The organism is Streptomyces adelaidensis (genome assembly GCF_016598475.1).
Classification (GTDB): Bacteria; Actinomycetota; Actinomycetes; order Streptomycetales; family Streptomycetaceae; genus Streptomyces; species Streptomyces adelaidensis.
Genome location: NZ_JAEMUX010000053.1, coordinates 22065 through 38474, shown reverse-complemented (window position 1 = coordinate 38474; position 16410 = coordinate 22065). Strand labels below are relative to the sequence as shown.

15 protein-coding genes are annotated in these 16410 nt (G+C 68.9%); 7 read left to right on the top strand and 8 right to left on the bottom strand.

Going from position 1 to position 16410, the window contains the following annotated elements:
• Positions 1 to 84: 84 nt before the first annotated feature.
• Positions 85 to 294 (bottom strand): hypothetical protein, encoded by a 210-nt coding sequence (locus I8N67_RS26935; RefSeq protein ID WP_200306417.1) that lies wholly within the window; start codon positions 292 to 294, stop codon positions 85 to 87.
• A gap of 506 nt (positions 295 to 800) precedes the next feature.
• Here I8N67_RS26935 and I8N67_RS26930 point away from each other — a divergent pair.
• The 3 genes from I8N67_RS26930 to I8N67_RS26920 are packed head-to-tail and all read left to right on the top strand — an operon-like array spanning position 801 to position 4870.
• A complete protein-coding gene (locus I8N67_RS26930; protein WP_200306450.1) occupies positions 801 to 2996 on the top strand; it encodes a helix-turn-helix transcriptional regulator in 2196 nt (731 codons plus the stop codon).
• Between the two features lie 3 nt (positions 2997 to 2999).
• Positions 3000 to 3995, top strand: coding sequence for a hypothetical protein (locus tag I8N67_RS26925; protein WP_200306416.1), 996 nt, complete (start codon positions 3000 to 3002; stop codon positions 3993 to 3995).
• On the top strand, positions 3992 to 4870 hold the full coding sequence (locus I8N67_RS26920; protein ID WP_200306415.1) for a DUF6339 family protein: 879 nt from the start codon (positions 3992 to 3994) through the stop codon (positions 4868 to 4870). Before I8N67_RS26925 ends, I8N67_RS26920 begins: the two co-directional genes overlap by 4 nt.
• A 10-nt stretch (positions 4871 to 4880) precedes the next feature.
• On the opposite strand, the gene I8N67_RS26915 is transcribed toward I8N67_RS26920, so the two are convergent.
• The 5 genes from I8N67_RS26915 to I8N67_RS26895 form a co-directional block, all read right to left on the bottom strand.
• The gene (locus I8N67_RS26915) at positions 4881 to 6422 is read right to left on the bottom strand and encodes a DNA cytosine methyltransferase (protein ID WP_200306413.1); all 1542 of its coding nucleotides are present in this window, start codon (positions 6420 to 6422) and stop codon (positions 4881 to 4883) included.
• Positions 6419 to 7426 carry a DNA cytosine methyltransferase gene (locus tag I8N67_RS26910; protein WP_200306411.1) on the bottom strand — a complete coding sequence of 336 codons (1008 nt, stop codon included), beginning with the start codon at positions 7424 to 7426 and terminating at the stop codon, positions 6419 to 6421. Before I8N67_RS26910 ends, I8N67_RS26915 begins: the two co-directional genes overlap by 4 nt.
• The gene (locus I8N67_RS26905) at positions 7423 to 7836 is read right to left on the bottom strand and encodes a very short patch repair endonuclease (RefSeq protein ID WP_200306448.1); all 414 of its coding nucleotides are present in this window, start codon (positions 7834 to 7836) and stop codon (positions 7423 to 7425) included. Before I8N67_RS26905 ends, I8N67_RS26910 begins: the two co-directional genes overlap by 4 nt.
• A 465-nt stretch (positions 7837 to 8301) precedes the next feature.
• Positions 8302 to 9312: an SEC-C domain-containing protein gene (locus tag I8N67_RS26900; protein WP_200306409.1), complete on the bottom strand. Its 1011-nt coding sequence runs from the start codon at positions 9310 to 9312 to the stop codon at positions 8302 to 8304.
• A 174-nt stretch (positions 9313 to 9486) separates the two neighbouring features.
• Entirely contained in the window at positions 9487 to 11058 is a 1572-nt protein-coding gene (locus tag I8N67_RS26895; protein WP_234046341.1) for a glycoside hydrolase, read from the bottom strand.
• A gap of 517 nt (positions 11059 to 11575) precedes the next feature.
• Here I8N67_RS26895 and I8N67_RS26890 point away from each other — a divergent pair.
• The 4 genes from I8N67_RS26890 to I8N67_RS26875 all read left to right on the top strand — a co-directional run bounded on the left by I8N67_RS26890 (position 11576) and on the right by I8N67_RS26875 (position 14668).
• Complete coding sequence (locus tag I8N67_RS26890; protein WP_200306407.1) at positions 11576 to 12910, top strand: S8 family peptidase; 1335 nt, start codon at positions 11576 to 11578, stop codon at positions 12908 to 12910.
• Positions 12907 to 13155, top strand: a complete 249-nt coding sequence (locus I8N67_RS26885) for a hypothetical protein (protein ID WP_200306405.1) — start codon at positions 12907 to 12909, stop codon at positions 13153 to 13155. Before I8N67_RS26890 ends, I8N67_RS26885 begins: the two co-directional genes overlap by 4 nt.
• A 299-nt stretch (positions 13156 to 13454) precedes the next feature.
• Positions 13455 to 13766, top strand: coding sequence for a DUF6412 domain-containing protein (locus I8N67_RS26880; protein WP_200306403.1), 312 nt, complete (start codon positions 13455 to 13457; stop codon positions 13764 to 13766).
• A gap of 125 nt (positions 13767 to 13891) precedes the next feature.
• Positions 13892 to 14668 (top strand): YidC/Oxa1 family membrane protein insertase, encoded by a 777-nt coding sequence (locus I8N67_RS26875; RefSeq protein WP_200306401.1) that lies wholly within the window; start codon positions 13892 to 13894, stop codon positions 14666 to 14668.
• A gap of 85 nt (positions 14669 to 14753) precedes the next feature.
• Here the strand turns inward: I8N67_RS26875 and I8N67_RS26870 are convergent, their stop codons facing one another.
• Both I8N67_RS26870 and I8N67_RS26865 read right to left on the bottom strand, forming a co-directional pair.
• A complete protein-coding gene (locus I8N67_RS26870; RefSeq protein WP_234046340.1) occupies positions 14754 to 15281 on the bottom strand; it encodes a heme-degrading domain-containing protein in 528 nt (175 codons plus the stop codon).
• The gene (locus I8N67_RS26865) at positions 15278 to 16387 is read right to left on the bottom strand and encodes a Gfo/Idh/MocA family oxidoreductase (protein WP_200306399.1); all 1110 of its coding nucleotides are present in this window, start codon (positions 16385 to 16387) and stop codon (positions 15278 to 15280) included. The genes I8N67_RS26870 and I8N67_RS26865 overlap by 4 nt, the downstream gene beginning before the upstream one ends.
• Between the last annotated feature and the right edge of the window lie 23 nt (positions 16388 to 16410).

Here is a 16410-nt window from a genome sequence, read left to right as displayed (position 1 = left end):
AACGCCTTCGAGCGTTTGTGCTGGTGAAGGCGCTGATTCAGTGTGCCCTGAAGGGGTCTCCGACCTCTCGTGGCGTGGCGGAGGTCAGGTCGTAGGGGAGGTGCTGTCGTCGGGCGGTTCCTGAATCCCGTGCGCCAGGCAAGGGAACATGTCGACAAATTCATTTTCGCAGGGGTGGCCCTTCAAAATGTCCGCAGCCGACTTCATCTCCACCTTTCCTGTCCTAATGTCCATTTCGAGCGCACCCCGTCCCCGGTTCGAGTCCAGGTCATAGTTGTAGGACGGTTCGTCCATGATGGTCCCCCTGTCGTGTCGTCACAGGGGTGCCCATCCAGGCACAACTGACCCCCGTGGGCAATAAGGTGTCCAAAATCTTGGGTGAAACGTTTCCCCGTGATTAGGTTAGCAGGTGTGGCTCTGGTGTAGACAGCGCTTAATTTAGCGAGGAGATACTCGTGCGAGTTTGAGCTGCGGTTACAGGCTTTTGGCCCTTGATACCGAATATGGACACACTTCCGTCCAGGCCGCCTGATCCTCCCGTCTTGAATTCGGGTTCGCAAGCGAGGCGAAATTTTCCGCCACCGCACAGATTACCGAACATCGAGCATGGGGTCAATGGGGGGCAACTTCAACTCCCTATCGGGAGCGGGGAGTTGCTCGCCTCATGTGTGGAGTTCGGCGTAAATAGTCTCAAAATCGGGCAACTCGACCTACTGGTCTAGGTGATTCCTGGTGTACGAGTTCGATCAACTTTTGGTTGACAGTGCTCTCGGTGTCAAATTAGCCTCCTGGGTAGTCGCCTGCGAGCCGCACGCGGCTCCGAGGAGAAGAACAGGTGGCACGTGGACACAGGTGAGGAGTTCGGGCCCTGGTTGGCCCGTCAGCTCAAGCTCGCGGGGAAGACACAGGCCGAACTGGCCCTGGAGCTCGACCTGACCAGGGCGGCCATCTCCGCGTGGATCACAGGGAGATCGACCCCCCGCCCGACCGTCATGGTGGACATCGCCAAGGCGCTCGGCACGGACGTCGGCACGGTGCACACCCGTACCACCGACACCCAGGCCGGTCTGCCGATCACCTGGTACCACCGCCCCGGCTACCCCGACGGCGGTCGTGACCTGGGCAACGCCGCGGCCTTCGCCTTCGACGCCGATGTGCAGGTGCTGGCCCGAGAGACCTGTCAGAACAGTCTCGACGAACGCCTCACCGAGAACGGTCGACCTGTCAGGGTCCGCTACACCCTGCATGAGCTGACCGGGGAGACGCTCGACACCTTCCGCGAGGCGATCCTCTGGAACGACCTCTTTCCCCACTACTCCGCCGTCTCGGAGGGTGCGGGAAGTCAGAAGGTCGGCCGGGTCGTGGACGCCGGAGTGCGCGACATGTACGAGAAGGGCCGACTGGTCCTGCTGCGGGTCGACGACTACAACGCGTCAGGGCTCGTCGGAGACGACTACGCGGACGGCAAGTTCGCCGCCGTGGTCAGGCGGCAACTGGAAAGTCTCAAGTCGGGGCACGGTGCGGGCGGTTCGTACGGCCTGGGCAAGGCGACCCTGTGGGCCACAAGCGCCTTGGGGCTCGTACTCATCAACTCCACTCTGTCCGTGTCCCACGAGGGACGTACGGAGCGACGGGTCATCGGACGCCTCGAACTGCCATGGCGCGAGGTCGACGGCGAGCCGTACGCGGGCCCCGCCTGGTTCGGGCGCCCGGATCCTGACTCTCCCGGCGCGAGGGTCGCGCGTTCCTGGTGGGCGGACGAGGAGACCGTCGCTCGTCTGCATCTCGCCCGGGAGAGCGACGAACCCGGCACCTCCTTCCTCATCGTCGGCGCGCACGACGTGGCCAGCCTTGAGGAGAACGGGTCCGATCTCGACGACGAGACCATCGATGACGAGGGCGCCGAGGACACGCGCGACATCCGCCGGATGCACCGGCGTCTGGTTGAGGCGCTGGGGCGCGACTTCTGGGCCGCGATGACAGGCGGGGGTACCAGACTTCCCCTCCTGGAGGTCTCCGTCCGTGCCCTTCGCAACGGCGAAGTGGTCGTACCGGAGAAGCAGGTGGACCCGTCCGCCGAGCAGCCCGCCCGGACTCGTGCCCTGCGGGCACACTACGAGGGCACCACTGTGGACCGGCTCCTCGAAGCCGGCCAGGTGGCGGCGCGCAGTGTTCCGCTGAAGCTGCCGCTGTCCGGAGGAGCCCGGGGGACCCTCGGGACACACCAAGCGGTCCTGTTGGTCACCGACCTGGCCACCGACGCCGAGAGCCGGGACGGAGCGAAGAACCAGGTGCATTCGCTACGGGGCAACCGCATGACCGTCAAGACGGCCGGGGTCCCCAATCTCCCGCTCGGCACGAACCCGTTCCAGGCCGTTCTCCTGGTGGGCGAGGCCGCCGGCGAATCGGCCCCCTTCGCGAAGGAGGCCGAGGAGTTCCTGCGTGCGGCGGAGCCACCCGAGCACGACCGCTGGGGGCAGACGGAGGAGCTGAGCCTGCGCTGGTCGCCTTCCGCATACCGGCGGATCAATGCGCTGACCGCCGAGGTCAACGGCGCGGTGAGAGAACTCGTCGCGCGTCCGAAGCGCGGTAGCCGCGAAGGCGGTGAGGCCCTGCGCAAGGCGTTGACCGTGAAGACGAGACCCAAGGCCAAGGCACCCTCCGGGCCGGTCGTTCCAGTCCTGGACGGGCTCGACGCGACGGTCGGCGACGACGGGGAGTGGCGGATCACCGCGGAGGTGAGCATCCCGCGCGGGGACGAGATTGTCCCGATGGCGCCGGTCGCTCAGCTCGACGTGCGCTCGGGCGGCCGTCCGAAGCTGGACTGGGCAGAGCTGGTGGCCGTCGAGGGCTGTGAGGTGGCGGACGGGATTTTGCGATTCGCGCCCGGCACACGTCGCGCGAAGTTCCGAGGATCCACCGACGTCACCAGCCACCCGGTCAGGACCACGCTCACCCGCCTCGTCCTCGAACTCCGCGCCGGCAAGGGGGAGTGACGCGTGAAGATCTACCCGTACAAGCGCCTCAACCGGCCCGTCGTTCTCAGAGTCAGCTCCGTCTCTCTCAAACTTTCTGATGGCACCCGCGATCAGCTGGAGACCACCGCGTACTCGACGCAGCAGCAGGCCGTCGCACTCGGTATCGCGGGCCACACCGACTGGGTGAGCGCCACGATCGGCCTCTCGGCGACGCTGCCGCCAGGGGCGACAGCGTCGGACGCGGCCTGGTCCGACCTGTGCGTCCTCGCCGTACTGACGGACGGCGAAACCAATGTCCGGACCTCTGCGGCGCTGACGCGTGACGCCGAGGACGGCCGCGACTGGTCGGGCTCCCTGGAGGTGTTCCGCGACGATCACTTGGGGCGGGCTTCCCTCTCCGTGCACGCCGTCGGCACGGTGGAGGGAGTACAGGGACGGTCGATCGCCGAGACCGACCGGAACTGGGTCGTCGACACGGTCTCCGACGAGCCGGTCCGCGGGTTCCAACTGGACGTACAGAAAGCCTCGTTCAAGAGGAGTTCCCGGGAGTGGCTGCTGGCATACGCCGACGCGCCCTGGATAGTGGACACCTCGGCCCGGGTCCCCACCGTGTTCGTGAACACCGATGTCGAGGGTGTCATCGGGCTGTTGGACAGCAGTGGCTCCGGTGTGGACAGCAAGGTGCGTGACCTCCTGGTCGCTCAGATGGCCACCGATGTCTGGATCGCGGTGTTTCACGGGGCCATCGGTGATCTGGAGGTGGAACCCGGTGGCGGCCCGGTCTTCCCGACCGACTGGCAGGGCGAGGTTCTGCGGGAGATGCTCCCGGACGTGATTCCTGGTGTGCATGTCGAAGAGGCCCTACGCCAGGTGCATCGCCGACGCACGGGCGAATCGGGCTGGGTGGAGCTCCAGACCCGCATCCACTACGCGGCGGTCCGCCGCGCCGATGCCTCCAAGGCGCTTGCCTATGCCATCCGAAGTCTGGAACAGATGAACCGGGAGAGCGAGACGTGATCACCCAACCGAGCCACGTACCGGAGCGCTTGGCGCTGCTCGCCACCTCGGCCGTCGATCCGTTCCTCACCGAGGAACTGCTCAGAAGCGAACAGGTGCACGGCGGCATCGATCTCGCCAAGGTCGTCGAGCCGCTGCCCGAAGACGACGCCAGGTGGTCGGTCGAACCGATCCGGAGTCTGGTGGAAGACGCCATGTTCGAATTTCGGGAGGACCGTACCCGAGCCGACGCGTGGCTGGCGCCACGGCTCCATGCCACGCTTCGCCTGACGCGGCGGGAGGCGGCGGACAAGCGTCTGTGGAACCACCTCGCTCTGGCGGTGGCCCCCGAGTATGTCGCTTGGCGTCACCTTTCGGAGGCGACAGCGAACAGGCCGGACAGGCGCATCGCTGCGGAGCGCTTCCGAGGCCCTGCGGACCGTCAGTGCTTCTCCCGCCTCTGGTGGGCAGCTGAGCTCTTCCGGAACGGGCCGGACTACGAGCCGGTCGTGGCCGCCTGCGGGAACCAGGACCTCATCCACACGGTTCTCCGGATGGAGCTGATCGACCACCGCCCCACAGCCCAGGCCCTGGTGCGACTCCTGCAGAACGGACAGGTCACTGGCGGGCGGGAGATCAACGGCCTCAGCACCGCGATCAATGCGGCCGGAGCGACGCTGGTCTACGACGTCCTCGCTCCGGACGAGCCCAGAGACCCCGCCCGATTGCGAGAGTGGATCGCGGAGGCGGGATCGGCGCTGCCGGTCGGGCGGTACGAACTCCCGATGGGACCTGACGAGGATCCCGTCCCGGAGGAGTCCGTGGCCGCGCTAACCAGCTACTTCGCCGATCTTTTCGAGACGGCCCCAATCAGAGGCCGGACGCCACAGGGCTGAGCGGGAGGGGTCACATGCCTGTGAGCGGGTGACCCTTCAGACCACGGTGCCGGCGGATTTCCACTGGTTCGGCGGGTCGTTTCCAGGCCAGGAGGTTTTCGACGGCCCGCTTCATCCTGTCCTTGATCTCGTCAGGGCTGAGTTCGGGTTCTAGCACATGGCGGAGGACGTGCAGGGCGAGCCTGGGCGGCACTGCGTTGCCGATCTGCTGTGGCACGTCGTTGCCCTGCCAGGGGTACCGAGCGGGGAACGTCTGGAGCACCCCTGCTTCGGCATGGGTGAAACGGTCGAACTCGGCGAGGTCGTCGTCGGTTCCCTTGTGGACCAGGCGGTTGCGGGACACCTTCCCGGTGATCGTGGCTGAGGGGACGTCGTGGTCGCGTCGGCCACGTGCCTCGGGGTCCCCGCCGGTCCCGTAGTTCGAGACGACGGTGAATGCGGGGCGTGCCGGCAGATCCGTCTTGATGCCTCGCGCCACCTCCAGGGCATTCTCCATGGAGACACAAGAATCCTTCACATCGCCCAAGGGGAGGGTGTCCGCGTGGCCGGTCTTCGGCGACTGGACGGAGAGGCCCCCCGGCCGGTAGCGCTCGTGGGTCGTGGGCGCTTTGGGGAGGAGGTCGGTGGCGAGCGTGTTCGGGGCAGCGGTCGGATCGAAACGGGCCATCAGCACCGCGCGCCGTCGAGTCTGCGGTACGCCGAACTCCTCGGTGTGCATCAGTTGCCTCCCGGTCCTGTATCCGAGGGACGCCAGTACCTTGGCGTACTCCTTCCACACCGGCATCACCGCGGGCACCTGCTCCAGGACGACGGCTTCGTAGGGAACCAGACCGGGTCGCCTGCTCCGCTCGATCACCCACCACAGAGGTTGCAGGACCAGGCCGGTACGCTCGTCGCCCAACTCCTCGAGTTGGAGCCTCAGCTTCTTGATCTCTTCGCTCAGATCACTGAACTCCTTGAGCATGCCCTTGAGTTCGGCATCCGAAAAATCGAGGATCTGCGGCGTCTTGAGCTGCTTCAGGAGGCTCTTGACCTCGTTCGTCGAGTGCCCGAGCTGTTCCAGCCTGGTCCTCAGGGCCTTGCGCTTCGTGGTCCTGAGTTCCTCGACCTCACGCTTCGCCGCCCTGACCTCCTTGGCCTCGATCTCCTTACGCCGGAGTTCCTCCGTGATCTTTCGCCAGGTTCGGAAGATCTCCATCCAGTCCGGGTTCTCGCGACGCACGACTTTGTGCAACTGATCGATGTACCGCACCACTTGGTCCAGCGCCCTGCGGCCCGCCCCGTGCCCGGCGACGGTGAAGGTCTGACAAGGGGGCCCACCGGTCAGGACCTGAGCATGAGGGAAGAAGGCTGCGCGGTACTGCCGAACATCGCCCCGGAAAGTGTCCATCCCCGCCACGCTACGGGTGGCGCATGCTCCCGCGTCCCATTCGATGCCGGTGATCTGATGCCCGAGAACATCTGCTGCCACATCCAGCCCGCCCGGCCCCGCAAATAGGTCCAAAATGCGGAAACGCGCAGGTGAGGAGAGTTCCCCTTCGATGTGACTCATGGGTTGGAAGTGTAGCCGGCCTTCGAGGGTAGTGGTTCCAGCAATGCCTCGGCCACCGCTCGGCCCAGTGCTTCGCCCACGGCGGGTGGTGCGGCGTTGCCCACCTGCCGGTAACGGCCGGTCTTGCCACCGGCGAAGTGCCAGTCCTCGGGAAAGCCCTGGAGGAGGGCGGTCTGGTCCACAGTGATCCGTACCAGCCCGTCGTCTCCGAGCGACGGATCCCATTCGAAGTCGGGACCGGGAGGTTCGTTCCCGAACGACTTCGTGTAGACCCCCATTCGCTGCCACTTGGCCTTCGTTCCGCTGGGGCCGAAGTCCGGGCCCCCGTGTGTCTTGGACCCGCCTACCAAGGTCGGCGCCACGCTTGTCGCCTGGGCCGCCCATTGGTCGGCGCCTTGCCAGCCGCGGGAGCGCATCGACTGCGCGAGTGCTTCGCCGACCGACATGTGCTCGAGGACGGTGGGCCGAGGAGGACGGAAAGCGCTCGCCCACTGCTGCTTGAGGGCCACAAGTACGCCTTGTCTGCGGTCCTGGGGGACTCCGAAGTCGGAGGCGTTCAGGATGAACCAGGTCAGTTCGTAGCCGAGGTGCTCCAATTCTTTGTGGAGGAAGTCACGTATCGGCGCGAAGGACTCTTCGTCGACCAGGGTGGGCACGTTTTCGATGATCAACGCACGTGGTTGGACGGCGTGGAGCAGATAGGCGGTCGCCTCGATGAGGCGGAGCTCGGTGTCCGACGATCGGCGCGTCACTGTCGCGCTGGATTTCACCCTGGGGAGGCCGGCCGTCAGGAGGTCGACGTCGTACACCTCCGGGTGGTCCACTGGATCGAAGTCGAGGAGATCAGCCTCCAACACGTTCCACTGCGGCCGGTTGGCCTTGAGCGTGTCGCAGGCGTACCGCTCGACGTCCAGGAGGAGCTGAGGCGCGAATCCCGCCTGCTCCAGGCCCAATGCCAAGCCGCCCGCCCCCGAGCACACATCGACGAACGTCAGCCCGTTCACTGAACCTTCCCCCCGAGTCGTCTTCTTGCAATGGCCGCACGTCGTCGTTGCACCGCCCCTACGATGCTCTCCGCCACCGCCTCAGGAGCCTCATGCTCCCAGAACCGGAGAACCTCCCACCCTGCGGCCACGAGGTGCTCGGTGGTCTCCGCGTCGCGAGCCATGTTGCGGTCGAGCTTCTGTCGCCACCACTCGGCGTTCGACTTCGGCTGCGTCGCGTGTTCGGGGCAGCCGTGCCAGAAGCAGCCGTCGATCAGGACAGCCAGCTTGACCGAGGTGAAGGCCACGTCGATCCGGCGTCGGGCCATGCCCGGCACCGGGTACTCGACGCGGTAACGCAGCCCGCCGGCATGAAGCAGACGACGGACCGCCAGCTCGGCGGCTGTGTCCTTGCTGGCTTGCCTGCTCATACGTGCCGACACGGCAGGCGACAACGGCTTCATCGTGCTCAAGGCGGCTGTGCCTCACGATCGTGACTCGGTCCGGACGGTTGAACTCCGAGTTCACTCGATTCCATCACAGGGGCGAGGTCGGTTGCACTGGGCCCGGGAGCTGGGGCTGCACTGCTGATGGACACCAGCGTTGCCAGGTTGCCGAAGGGCCGCCCGCTTCTTTGCAGTGTCGTGCCTCCGCGGCCCGCGTCAAGGGCGCTCCGCGTCGCCTGCGGCGATGGCCCTGCGGGCCACCCTTGACCCGGGCCGCTCCAGCACGGGGGAGAAGCGAGCGGGCGGCCCGGAGGGGTGGGTGCCCAGGTGGGCTGGCGGTGAGGTCGGCTGGGTTGTTGGCCGGGGTGTGGGGCGCGTGCTCGTCTCGCAAGCACGCCGGGTTTGCTTGGCGGCTTGCGAGTGGGTCGGGGGTTCGGTGCCTGCCTGGGGCTACGCGCCGTGGCATGCCTCGTACGGTTGTCCTGTCCCACACCAACAGGCCGCCCCCCGCTGCGGCGGCCAAGCCACCGCCAGCCCCCGCGCCGCCAGCGTCGTCGCGTACTGCGGTAGCAGTGCCGCGTCCGCCGGGGACGAGCCCTCCGACGCCGCGAACGCCTCGTACGACGGGACCGTCCCCGTCACGATGCCCAGGTTCGGGGTGCCCGAGGAGGCCAGTTCCCGCAGCGAGGACTCTATGGTCGCGAGGTGTTGGTCTTGGGAGGGGTATTCGTCGGTCAGGGACGGGTACGCCCCCACGAGTTCCGACAGCTCGGGGGACGGCCAGTGCAGGACCGCTACCGGGAACGGGCGGGACAGGGCCTCTCGGTATGTGCCCAACTCCGCTCGTAGGCGGGAGATTTCGGCCTGGAGTTCTGCTGGGTTGTCCGAGCCGAGGGACCACACCCGCTTCGGGTCGTGGAGTTCGTCGAGGGATACCGAGGACGAGTGGAGGGTGTCTGCCAGGGCGTCCCAGTCGTCGTGGACCGCGCCGAGCATGCGGCGGACGCGGTGGCGGCCGAACAGCAGGGCGCGCGTCGCGTACGGGGGCTCCGTTACGTCTGTCAGCAGCAAGATCGCGGCTGCGGTGAAGGTGTCCTGGGCCGCTTCCAGTTCGTCGTGGGACTCCAGGGCCTCGGCGATGATCACCCAGGGGGCCGGGTCACGGGGGGCGGCTACCCGGACTCCCTCGATGATCGCCCGGGCTTCGGCCTCGTGGCCGTACTCCCAGAGGTTGGAGGCCTTCAGCGCTCGTACGAGGTGGGGGTTGTCGAGAGGGGCGGACGACGACAGCAGGCGGTCGTAGAGGGCGGTGGCCGTGGGGCGGTCGCCGGAGAGTTCGCGGTGGGCGGCGGCCTGGAGGAGGAGGTGCTCGGCGTCCTCGGGGTAGAGGTCGGCGGTCCGCTCCAGGCGTGCCGCTTCGGCGTTGTGGTCGACGTTCTCGGCAGGCGTGTCGGGGCGCATGGACGACACCGTACTGCCGAAGGGGGGCTCGAGGTGAGGTGCGGGTAGCGGCAGGCCGCAGGCCGGGGGCGCCCTTGGCTTCGGCTCGCCCCCGGCCCGGTCCCGACCTCGATCCGGGGCGCCCCGGCGCGCGCCCCGGCCCGCGAGGGCACCTCACCCCGCCCGGAGCCTGCGTTAGATCGTCACCCCGTCGATCTGCAGCGTCTGCACCGCGCCCGCCGCGAACGGGACCGCGACCGACTTGCCGCTCAGGTATGTGTCCGAGTACGCGCGGTAGCGGTCGCTGCCGCCCGAGGTGTGGGTGTTCCAACGGGGGACCAGGCCGCCTGTGCCGCCGGTCACCGTGGTGAAGCCCGAGAGGTTGAAGGTGAAGGTCTGGGCGGCGGTGGAGGTGTTGATCGCGACTATCACCAGGCGGCGGGCCGCCGCGTCGTATGCCGCCGCCGTGTAGCTCGAACCCGCGTCGAGGATGGTCATGCCGGGGCGGATGTGGCGGCTGAATTGCGCCATTACGTAGTACTTGGTCTGGACCGTGGTGGGTTGGAGGGTGTTCGCGTCATAGGCGATCATCGCCCAGCCGGCCGTCGGGTCCATCACCTGCCAGTAGACCCAGGCGGTGGGGTGCAGCCAGCGGAAGTCGTAACAGAGGTTGCGGGCGAGGGTCCAGCCCGTGCCGTCGCTGTCGCCCGTCTCCGAGTTCCAGAGCTTCTTGCCGGAGGTGGTGACCACGTCCGTGTAGAGGAGGTCGCGGCGGCCGTTCGCACCCTGGTAGCCGTGTACGTTCACCTGGCTGACCAGGGATTTCGTGGAGGAGCCGAAGGAGTTCCAGGTCGAGCGGGCCGTGTCGTAGTTCGTCTCGTCCGAGGCCGCGATACGGACCGACGTCAGGCCACGCGCGTCCAACTCGCTGCGCATGTACGGGAGTACGGCCGCCTGGACGGCCGGGTCCATGTGGCAGCCCTCCTGGGTGCCGGTCGCCGTCCACCATGTCGCGGCCGGCTCGTTGAAGGGGTCGACCGTCGCGAAGTTCACGCCCCAGTTGTTCTTCGCGCGGAGGGCCACCGCCGCGAGGTGGGAGGCGTGCTGGCGGTAGTTCCAGGTCTGGAGGTTGTTGCCGCCGCCGGAGGCGCCCGAGGGGTTGTGGTTCGAGCACATCCACCACATGGGGGAGTTCGCGAAGAGCTCGGTGGTCGCGCCGCGCGCCACGGCCTTCGTCAGGGCCGCGCGCTGGTTCGCGTCCGCCGACCAGTCCCAGGCGGAGGAGGTCGGGTCCTCGTTGTTCCAGTCCTGCCAGAAGCCCTCTATCTGCTTGAAGGCGGGGATGTTCGCGGACTCGACCATGGTCGAGCCCTCCACCGTGTTCCAGCTGGACGCGCCGAGGTTGTAGCGGGCGATGTTCATGCCGAGGCCTGGCAGGGCCGTGCCGTTGTACGTCGTCGTCTTGGTGGTGAACCAGAGGTCGGCGAAGTCGTCCCGGGCGCCGAAGACGTTGGCCCACCAGGCGAGCGAGGTGCCCCAGCCCTCCCACGTGCCGTACTTCGTGCCGGGGTTGATCGCGACGGTCGCGTCCGCGTGGGCGGTGCCCGCGCCGAGGGCGGTGCCCGCGACCGCGCCGCCGGCCGCGGCCAGCAGGGCTCTGCGGCCGAAGGCGGCGGGGCGGCCGCCTACACCTGAGGCCGCCACGGCGTCCGCGGTGTCCGCTGTCGGTCTCATCTGGTCGTCGCCGGGTTCGGGGGATGCAGTCATGTCAGCTCCGGGGATGCGGGTACCGAAGGGAAGGAAAGGTGGGGAGGGGAAGCCGCCACCTTCCGCACTGCTCAGTAGGGACATCGGAAGAGTCAGGGGTGAACGGTGGGGTTGTCGAGATGTGTGACAGCGCTTTCTTCGATTTCTTCCAAGGGTTGTGAGAAGGGGAGATGAAAGGGGGTCGCACAGCCGGCGGACAGAGGGGGCGTCACCCTCGGTCCGGTTCGCAGGGCCGCCGGGGCGCTCGCCCGCCACGGTCGGCGGCGCTGTGTTGCCGACCTTCGGGCCCGATGCGACGGTGTTCGAGGCGCCTCGCATCGGCCACGGTCCAGCATGGAACCGCCGTGTCGGAGGCGATGGCGCCGCGTGTCGACGCGCGGCTCGGCCGCGCCGCCAAGGTTGGCGGGCGCGGCTCGGCCGCGCCACCAACCTCGGCGCCTCCTCAGCGTCCAGCGCCCTGTGAGTCGACGCGCGTCCACGAATCCTCGGGGATAGCGCACAGAAAGCGGGAAATTCAATGGCGAACGGCCCCATGGACAGGCGCGCCTTCGACGGGCAGCCCAACCGGCCCAATGGCGCCCCCACCGGCCAAGGTGCGGAGTACACCGGTCGGTACGTGGTCCTGCTCGACCCGGGCAACCAGGAAAGCGGGCTGAACGCACTGCGTTCGAACGCCGACATCGCGTCCGTCGAACGTGTCCGCGGAGGCGAGGTGGGCAACGTCTCCGAACTGCTGGAGCGCCCCGACGTCTCGGTGCACTTCGAGGAGCTCGCCGCCGCCGTCGTCGAGGTGCGCCCCGAGCAGCGCCACGCGCTGGTGACCACGGCCGAGGCCGACCCGTCGATCATCGCGGCGGAGCCGGAGCGCATGGTGTACGCCATGCCGATCACCGCCCCTACGCAGGCGCCGACCGACTTCTTCCCGGCCTACCGCAGTGACGAGGAGGTCGTCGACCGCCACACCAGGGCCGAGATCGCCGCCTCCCAGGGCCCGGCCTCGGACGAGCAGAGCTTCACCTGGGGCCTGCAGGCGATCCGGGCCAACCTGTCCCATCTGACCGGACGCGGTGTGAAGGTCGCCGTCCTCGACACCGGCGTGGACACCGACCACCCGGACCTGGTCGGGTGCATCGAGGAGACGATGTCCTTCGTGGTCGGCGAGGCGGTCGAGGACCGTAACGGCCACGGCACCCACTGCATCGGCACCGTCGCCGGCCCGGCCAAACCCCAGCAGGGACCCCGCTACGGCGTCGCCTGCGACGCCCGGATCCTCGCCGGAAAGGTCCTCAGCAACAGGGGCAGCGGCGCCGACGGCCAGATCCTGGCGGGCATGGCCTGGGCCGTCGCCCGCGGCGCACGGGTGATCTCCATGTCGCTCGGCGCGCTGGTCCGACCTGGTGAGCTCTTCCCGCAGACGTACGAGATTCTGGCCAAGCGCGCGCTCGAGCGCGGGACGGTCATCGTCGCCGCCGCGGGCAACGACAGTGAGCGGCCCCCGGTCATTCACCCTGTCAGCCGACCCGCCAACTGTCCCTCCATCCTCGCGGTGGCCGCCCTCGACAGGTCACTCACACCGTCGTCCTTCTCCAACGGCGGCATCAACGCCCAAGGCGGCGAGATCAACATCGCCGCGCCCGGCAGGGACGTGCGCTCGGCTGCCCCTGGTGGCAAGTACGAGAACCTGAGCGGCACGAGCATGGCCACACCGCACGTCGCGGGTGTCCTCGCCCTGCTCGCGGAGGCGCACCCCCACGCCTCGGCGGCCGATCTCGTGGCCCGTCTGAAGGCCGGCGCGTTCCCGCTGGCGCAGCCCGTCAGGGACGTCGGCTCGGGCCTGCTCCAGGCCCCGTGAGCGAGTCGTCCCGGTCCGAGCCGGTCGGGGTCGTCCTCGCGGTCGACCCCGACCGGTTCGCGGAAGTCGTCGAGGCCCTGCGGCGGGCCGGACTGACGGTCACCGGCGAGCAGCCGATCGTCGGCACGCTCTCCGGAACTGTCGCGGAGGAACGGATCCCGGCCCTGGAGGCGATCGACGGCGTCGAATCCCTCGACCGGGAGCGCACCATCCAGCTCCCCCCGCCCGACTCGCCGATCCAGTGAGCCGGAGTCCGGAGCCGGAGTCCGGAGCCGGAGTCCGGAGCCGGAGTCCGGAGAAGCGCCCCGGGCCTTTCGTCCGGGGCGTCTTCCGGCCGTCTTCCGGCCGTCGTCGGCCGACGACGGCCGGCCCGCTCGTGGCCCACCGCCCGCCCCGGTCGTCAGCGGCGTCCTGTATAAACGAAAAGGGTGACCGGCCGTACCGCCGAAAGTTGTGTCACCACGGTACGAGTGAGGCCGAAGCCACAGAAAGCCAGAAGGCCGGAAAGCCAGAAGGCCGGAAGACCAGAAGGGGGGAGTGAATCATGTTCCGGGCCTGGGCCAATCCGCGTCCTGTCGCCGTGCTGTTCCTCGTCCTCTTCGAACTCTCGGTGCTGGACGCCGGCACGCTCTCCGCAGCCGTCGCCTTCGCCGCGACGGCCGCGGCCGGCTCCGCGTTCGCCGCCTGCGCGTTGATCGCCTCGCGCTGCGCGCCCGTCGTACCGCGTACGCAGGTGCGGACGGCCATCCGGGACCGTGAGCGCCGTACCGCGTTCCTGCCCCAACGTGATCCCGACGCACGCGGCCGTACGCGGCCCCGGGCGCCCGGACGTGCCCTCCTGACGGCCACCGCGTAGGGCACGCTCCCAGCCACCTGACTGCACGTGCCCTTTCCGCGGGCCGTCGCGCCAAGTCCCCGGTCATTTCGGACCGCTCCGGACGACTTCCTGGCACGACGAGACCCCCTGGAGGGCTCCCACCCATGTCCGTTTTCGCCGACCTTGTCGCGCGCCTCGCCGATCTGCTCCAGCCGCTGTTCCACGCCTCCGCGACGGCCGTCGCGATCGTCCTGTTCACCGCGTTCGTACGACTGCTCGTGCATCCCCTGTCCCGGGCGGCGGCGCGGGGACAGCGGGCGCGGATCGCGTTGCAGCCGAAGATCGCGGAGCTGCGGAAGAAGCACGCGAAGAACCCGGAGAAGCTGCGCAAGGCGATGCAGGAACTGCACACCCGGGAGGAGGTGTCGCCGCTGTCCGGCTGCCTGCCCAGCCTCTGCCAGCTGCCGGCCTTCTTCCTCCTCTACCACCTGTTCTCCAACAGGACGATCGGCGGCGAGGCCAACGAACTGCTCACCCACCGGCTCTTCGCGGCTCCGCTCGGCGACCGCTGGGCCGACGCGCTGGGCGCGGGCGGCGCGTTCGGGGCGCAGGGGCTCGTCTACGTGGGGCTGTTCGTGATCGTCGCCGGGGTCGCGGCCTTCAACTTCCGGCGTATGAAGTTGATGATGGCCGCGAACGCCGCCGGTGTGCCGGCGGTGTCGGACGAGCAGGTGCCCGGGATGGCGGCGAGCATGGGGGCGGTCAGCAAGTTCATGCCGTTCATGTCCTTCTTCACACTGGTCACCGTGGCGGTGATGCCGCTGGCGGCCGCGTTGTACGTGGTGACCAGTACGACGTGGAGTGCGGTGGAGCGGGCGGCGCTCTATCCCCTGCCTTCGGCCGGGACCGCCGCCGGCACGTCGACGGCTGCCGCCCACTGACGGTTCTTCGGCGGCCGCGGGTTCGTCGGGGCTTGTCGCGCGGTTCCCCGCGCCCCTTGCCGGGCGCGGCTGTGCCCGGCAGTCGTTACTTGCCTCTGAAGCGCTCCAGGGCCTCCACCACCATCGCGTGGTCCTCCAGCTGGGGCAGGCCCGAGACCGTCACCGTGCCGATCACGCCCGCGCCCTCCACCGTCAGCGGGAACGAACCGCCGTGTGCCGCGTAGAGGTCCGGGTCCAGGCGGGAGGAGTCCTCGAAGGTCGTGCCCTTGGCACGGAAGCGGGCGCCGACGAGGTACGAGGAGCCGGCGTAGCGTTCCACGACTCGGCGTTTGCGGTCGATCCAGGCGTCGTTGTCCGGGGTCGAGCCGGGGAGGGCGGCGTGGAAGAGCTGCTGGGGGCCGCGGCGGATGTCGATGGCGACCGGGGCGTGCCGCTCGCGGGCCAGCTCCACCAGCAGGGAGCCCAACGCCCAGGCGTCCTCGTAGGTGAACCGGGGGAACACCAGGCGGCGTTCCTGGGCTTCGAGTTCCTCGATGGTCGGGGCGGTGGCGCCGGGGGCGTCGACGACCGGGGTGTCGATGGTCGGGGTGTCGATGGTCGGGGTGTCGGTCATGACAGCTTCACCGCCACTCCCTCGCGTGCCGACTTCCGCGCCGCCTCCAGTACCTCCAGGGCGGCGGCCGCCTCGTACGCCGTCACCGGGTTCTCGCCGGTGCCGTGCAGGGCGGCGGATACGGCCGCGTAGTACGCGGGGTAGTCGCCGGGGAGGGTCGGGACCGGGCGGCCGCCGTCGGTCAGGGGGGACTCGTCGGCGCCGATACGGCCCCAGAGGTCCTCGGGCTCCAGGCCCCAGTCGGCGCCGCCGGGCCCGGGGCGTTCGCCTTCGCGGAGGGCCGCCTCCTGGGGGTCGAGGCCGTACTTCACGTAGCCCGCCTCGGAGCCCAGCACCCGGAAGCGCGGGCCGAGTTGGGGGGTGACGGCGGAGGCGTAGAGGTGGGTGCGGACGCCGCTCGCGTGCGTGACGGCGATGAACGTGTCGTCGTCCGTCTCGGCGCCGGGGCGGCGGAGGTCGGACTCGGCGTAGACGAGGGTGGCGGGGCCGAAGAGGGAGAGGGCCTGGTCGACGACGTGGCTGCCCAGGTCGTAGAGCAGACCGCCGATCTCCGCGGGGTCGCCGGACTCGCGCCAGCCGCCCTTGGTCCGGGGCCGCCAGCGTTCGAAGCGGGACTCGAAGCGGCGGACCTCGCCCAGTTCGCCGTCGGCGAGCAGCTTGCGGAGGGTCAGGAAGTCGTTGTCCCAGCGGCGGTTCTGGAAGACGGAGAGGAGCAGGCCGCGGGCGTCCGCGAGGGCGGCCAGCTCGCGCGCCTCGGCCGCCGTACCGGCGACGGGCTTGTCCACGACGACCGCGAGGCCCGCCTCCAGGGCGGCGGTCGCGATCGGTACGTGCGTCCTGTTCGGGGAGGCGACGACGACCAGGTCCAACTCGTCCGCCCGGGCCCACAACTCGTCCGCCGTGGCCGCGAACCGCACCTCCGGGAACTCGGCGCGCGCCTGCGCCTGCCGCTCCGGGTTCGACGTGACGACCGTGTCGAGGGCCAGGCCCCGCGTCGCGGCGATCAGCGGGGCGTGGAAGACGGAGCCCGCGAGGCCGTAGCCGACCAGGGCGACGCGGAGGGGGGAGGGGGAGTCCTTGCCCGTACCAGTACTCGTGCCTGTCATGGCGTCCACTTAAGCAACGCTGT